The sequence below is a fragment of the Methanobrevibacter sp. genome (genome assembly GCF_045126245.1).
Classification (GTDB): Archaea; Methanobacteriota; Methanobacteria; order Methanobacteriales; family Methanobacteriaceae; genus Methanocatella.
Window position 1 is genome coordinate 1 of the sequence record NZ_JBGVOG010000065.1, and the last position, 4,982, is coordinate 4,982.

The following is a 4,982-nucleotide window of genomic DNA, read 5'->3' on the forward strand; positions in this document are numbered from 1 at the left end:
TATCATGATATGAAAACATTTAAATACATAAACATATCATAATATGTTAATATATAATATATGTGATGAATATGGAAAATAATAATCTTGAAAATAAAAACGATGATATATGTGAAGTATTCAACTCTCATGAAGATGCCGTTCAACGTGTAAAGGAGAAAATGCCTTCACAAGAGGAATACTCTGATTTATCAGAATTTTTTAAAATATTTGGAAATCCGACAAGATTAAAAATTATTTCCCTACTTTCTGTTGAAGATTTATGTGTATGTGACATTTGTGAGGCACTTGAATTAAATCAAACAACTGTGTCAAATCAGTTAAGGATATTGCGTGCGAATAATATTGTTAAATACCAAAAAGAAGGTAAAATGGCCAGATATTCTCTAACAGACCTCCATATTGAGATGATTTACAAAGTAGGTTTAGAACATATATTAGAATAATTTTTAATTGGTGATAATATGGCTGAAAATAGATGCTATGATGCGGATTGCAGTGATGAAAATTGCCGCAATCCTGAACATTACAATTACATCTGTTTTGATCCTGAATGTGAAGAAGTTCACTGTGAAGATTCTAATCATTATGATAAACAGTTACTAAGAGATTTTCAAGAAAAGACTGATTTAAGCGTATACGACCACAGAGAAGAAATCGATTACGATGAAGATGTTGATATAAGTCTTTGTGGCTGTCCTGATTGTGCAGATGATGAGCATGACCACAATCATGACCATCACGGGCATGAGCATCATCATGAGCATGATCACGACCATAGTCACGAGCATCATGACCATCATGAGCATGAGCATCATCATGAGCATGATCATTCTCATAAGGAAGATGTCTGTACTGATGATGATTGTGGTTGCCATGATCACGACCATGATGATGAAGACATTGAATTTAGCCTTTGTGGTTGTCCTGATTGTGCTGATGATGACGATGACCATGGACACGACCATGGACATGGCGATGGAGAATTATTGGCTGAAGGAAAACCGTTAATAGCAAATAGGCCTATCCAAATCATCGTTGCAAGCGGAATGCTCTTTGTTTTAGGACATGTTTTTGAATGGCTGTCATTTAGCCCAACAATTGTGACAATTACATATATACTTGGTGCGGTAATTGCAGGTTATGAAATAGCCGTTTTGGCTTATAAATCATTAGTAAATAGACACACTATCGGTCCTGCAATGTTAATGTGTATCGCTTGTGTTGCTTCATTTATTATTGGGCATCCAGAAGAGGGTGCTGCAGTAACTTTCCTCTATTATATTGCGGAATTTTTAGAAGACTATGCAGAGCATAGAGCTAAACGCTCAATTAAATCATTGGTTGAAATTGCTCCAGATACTGCGAGAGTTAAAGTGGGGGATAAAGAAGAGATTAGGAATGTAGATGAAGTGGAGATTGGGGACATTGTCATTGTAAAACCAGGTGACAAAGTTCCTTTGGATGGTGAAGTCATCTTAGGTTCCTCTTCAATTAACCAAGCATCAATTACTGGTGAAAGTGTCCCTGTTTTAAAGGAAGTCGGTGATGATGTATTTTCTGGAACTGTCAATGAAGATGGATATCTGGAAATAAGGGTAACTACTGCCGCTAAGGATTCAGTAATCTCAAAAATTGTAACTTTGGTTAAAAGGTCTCAGCTCAACAGGTCTGAAACAGAATCTTTAGTTGAAAAGGTGGCCAAATATTATACTCCTATCATGATGGTTGCAGCAGCTATTGTAGCTTTCATACCGCCATTGTTATTCGGTCAAAACCTAACAGATTGGGTTTATAAGGCTCTTTCACTTCTGGTAATTTCATGTCCATGTGCATTCTTGATTTCAACACCTGTGGGTATGGTTTCCGCCATTACTTCAGCTACCAGAAATGGAGTCATCATTAAGGGCAGTACCTATGTTGAAGAGATGCGTAATGTCAAAGCGGTAATCTTTGACAAGACAGGTACCTTAACTGAAGGAAAGCTTAAATTAAGTGATGTTGAAGTTCTTGATGATAATTTATCTAAAGAGGATATTGTTAAAATTGCAGCTTCCCTGGAGTTCCAGTCTTCCCACCCGATTGCTCAGGCAATCGTTAATTATGCAGATGAAAACAATATAATTTTTGATGCCATTGAAGAATTTAAAAATGTTCCGGGTAAAGGAATCGTTGCCAACATTAACGGTGAGCAGTTCTATGCTGCAAATGAATCTTTAATTGAAGGATCCAGCTTTGACATCTCTAGAGATGAAATTAACAGGTACTCCAGTGAAGGCAAAACATTGATTTTTGTCGGAAACTCCGAAAAGGTTTTGGGTATTATAACCGTGTCAGATAAAATCAGAGATAACGCAGTAGAAGTTATCAATGACTTGAAAAATCAAGGCGTACGTACCGTAATGCTTACTGGAGACAATAAGATTGCGGCAAAAAGCGTTGCAGATGAAATTGGAATCGATCATGTCTATTCCAATCTGCTTCCTGAAGACAAGTTAAACATCCTGGATACAATAAGAAACAAGTTTGGTGATGTTGCCATGGTTGGAGATGGAATCAACGATGCTCCGGCACTGGCGCGTGCAAATATCGGTATCGCCATGGGTGCTGCGGGGTCTGATGTAGCCATTGAGACAGCAGATGTGGCATTGATGCAGGATGATATTTCAAAACTGCCATATTTGTTTGCCTTAAGCCATAAGACAATGAGAATCATTAAGGAGAATATTACTGTAGCAATTGCAGTAAAGCTATTGTGTGTAGTGCTTGCTGTGTTAGGCATTATCACATTAATGATGTCTGTTGGTTTTGGAGATTTGGGTTTGACTTTATTGGTTATACTAAACTCATTTAGAATTGGAATGGTAAAAGATCCGCTATTCTAATTTTTCTTTTTTTTAAAACATTCATGATTTAATCTTATATAGGATTCCACTTGCTGTTAGAATAAGGACGGTTATGATTGAATATACGATTAAATTAATTAATTCAGGATTCAATAGAAGGTTGGAAACTCCCATTAGCCACATGATGATGATAAAAATCGGCAATACATATTTAATGATGATAACCCATGTTTTGCCTACTTTGATTCTTGAATTTTCATTTAGAACTGGTATGAGTGATTTGATATCATAAATCCATCCAAAGATTATGCATTGAATTGCAACAAATAGCAAAATGCCAAAAGTATTTGCAAATTCATCAACAATGCCGACAAGGTAACTGCCGATGTTGATTGTAAATATTAATGAGAACATACATGCTATGGCACAGACTATTGTCACTGATTTTTTACGGGACATTTTAAACTTGTGCAATACTGAATTTATCACGGGCTCCATCATTCCAATAATGGAGGTCATTCCAGCAAAGAAAATAACTAAAAAGAATAATGGTGCTAAAATATGTCCTATAGGACCCATTATATTAAATATATTTGGGAAAACAACAAATATTAATCCAGTTCCTTCACTAATTATCTGAATCATAGGAATTCCTGAGTTAAATGACATATATCCTAAAATTGAAAAAACGCCAAATGCGGTAAATATCTCAAATAGGGAATTTGATATGACCACGATGAATACATTATCTATCAGTTTGGAATCTTCAGGAAGGTAGCTGGCTAGTGTCACTACAATGGCCTGTCCCATGCTTAATGAAAATAAAATTTGGGAGAATGCCGCAAGCCATACATTAATGTTTAAAAGCATATTCCAGTCAGGTTTGATTAGTGTTTCAATGCCGATATATGCTCCCTGAAGCGTTAAGGCATAGATAATAATGCCGGCCATCATCACAAAAAGCAGAGGAATTGCTATTTTTGAGAATTTTGCAATTCCCTCATTTAAGTTTTTATGTGAAATTAGCCAGGCTAAAAACCAAACAAATACTACACATAGAGTAGTAGGAATTAAAAATGAAATAGGGTTGGATAAATTTGAACTTCCGCCAATGGTTTTTGTAAAGTACAATGCAGGGTCATTTCCCCATGAAAACGTGAAGCTGGAAAATAGATATGCCAAATCCCATCCTATAATGACCACATAATAGACTCCAATCGTGAAAATGATTAGTATGATTATCCATGATATAAATTCAAATTTCGGATTAATTTTTTTAAATATATTTGTAAACGAGTCTTTAAAACTGAATCCGATGCCATATTCCAAAATCAGAAATGGAATTCCCATGATGGCTATTGCAATCAGGTAAGGGATAAAAAAGCTTCCTCCGCCATTTGAATAAAGTACATAACTGAAGCGCCATATATTGCCTAATCCAACTGAAGCGCCAATCATTGCTAAAATAAATGATAGGGAACTATCCCAACGTGCATTTTCCACCATATTCAATCCTCATAATATCTATATTAAATTCTATTAATAAAGTTGATTATATTAGGGGTTAATTAACTTTATATTTGAATAAATTTTAATAATTATTTATGAAAGATAGTGATAATTCAAACAGTGTAGATGTAATGCTTGGAAATCCTAAGCATGCTCTTTTAAAGATGTCTATACCATTGATTATCTCACTTCTTATTTCTAGCTTATACAATCTTATTGATGCGGCATGGGTATCGGGTTTGGGTGCTGATGCACTTGCAGGTGTCGGATTTTTCACACCGATATTCATGATTCTGGTCGGTTTTGGAAACGGTTTGGGGGCGGGTGCTGCCTTTGCAATATCAAAGTATATCGGTGAGGAGAACAAGCCAAAAGCGGATAATGCGTCAGTTCATTCAATTTTAATAGATGTTGCAGTATCGATTATCATAACAGTTATCCTTTGGGTTTTGCTCATACCAATCTTAAATGCGATGGGTGTTGGCCAAACAATCGCTTATGCAACAGATTATGGAAACATTATTGTTTTGGGTTCGATATTCATAATCCTTTCAAATGCGTTGTATGGAGTTTACAGGGGTGAAGGAGATTCTACTAGGCCCATGTATGCCATGATTGCATCAGCCA

At 35.8% G+C, this 4,982-nt stretch carries 4 protein-coding genes; 3 read left to right on the top strand and 1 reads right to left on the bottom strand.

What is annotated here, in order from left to right:
• Positions 1-71: 71 nt before the first annotated feature.
• Both ACJMLZ_RS05130 and ACJMLZ_RS05135 read left to right on the top strand, forming a co-directional pair.
• On the top strand, positions 72-446 hold the full coding sequence (locus ACJMLZ_RS05130) for an ArsR/SmtB family transcription factor (protein WP_405304284.1): 375 nt from the start codon (positions 72-74) through the stop codon (positions 444-446).
• 18 nt (positions 447-464) lie between these two features.
• Positions 465-2,885, top strand: a complete 2,421-nt coding sequence (locus ACJMLZ_RS05135; protein ID WP_405304285.1) for a heavy metal translocating P-type ATPase — start codon at positions 465-467, stop codon at positions 2,883-2,885.
• A 21-nt stretch (positions 2,886-2,906) separates the two neighbouring features.
• On the opposite strand, the gene ACJMLZ_RS05140 is transcribed toward ACJMLZ_RS05135, so the two are convergent.
• Entirely contained in the window at positions 2,907-4,358 is a 1,452-nt protein-coding gene (locus ACJMLZ_RS05140) for a sodium-dependent transporter (protein WP_405304286.1), read from the bottom strand.
• Between the two features lie 92 nt (positions 4,359-4,450).
• On the opposite strand from ACJMLZ_RS05140, the gene ACJMLZ_RS05145 reads away from it, so the two are divergent.
• Positions 4,451-4,982 (top strand): MATE family efflux transporter (locus tag ACJMLZ_RS05145; protein ID WP_405304287.1); only part of this gene is annotated, 532 nt, incomplete at its 3' end.

What these genes read in the sequence shown, in the direction of transcription:
- ACJMLZ_RS05135 (WP_405304285.1), top strand. Translation starts at nt 465, where the DNA reads ATGGCTGAAAATAGATGCTATGATGCGGATTGCAGTGATGAAAATTGC.
- ACJMLZ_RS05130 (WP_405304284.1), top strand. Translation starts at nt 72, where the DNA reads ATGGAAAATAATAATCTTGAAAATAAAAACGATGATATATGTGAAGTA.